The organism is Pseudoalteromonas sp. SG43-6 (assembly GCF_014164365.1).
Taxonomy (GTDB): Bacteria; Pseudomonadota; Gammaproteobacteria; order Enterobacterales; family Alteromonadaceae; genus Pseudoalteromonas; species Pseudoalteromonas rhizosphaerae.
This window is the reverse complement of record NZ_JACJEZ010000247.1, coordinates 1-204: the sequence shown is the minus strand read 5'-3', so window position 1 is coordinate 204 and position 204 is coordinate 1. Positions and strand designations below refer to the sequence as shown.

Sequence of the window (204 nt, the reverse complement as noted above, 5' to 3'; positions counted from 1 at the left end):
AGCGTGGGTTTAGCTGGATCACAAGCCGTTCTAAGCACCCAAAGCAGTCAAAAGAAAGCCAAGAGGCTTTTAAAAAAGTTCCAAGTGGAAACGATCCTTCACACCCCAGGACATCTCCCTTTAGAGCGCATTGATGTTTGGTTTCAAGATGAAGCACGGTTTGGACAACAGAATCAAACAACACGCTTATGGGCTGAAACAGGC

The 204-nt window shown here is 46.1% G+C and carries 1 pseudogene; it reads left to right on the top strand.

Features of this window, described 5'->3' with window-relative positions:
• Nucleotides 1-204: pseudogene (locus tag H5201_RS22940) on the top strand (IS630 family transposase); the annotation flags it as partial.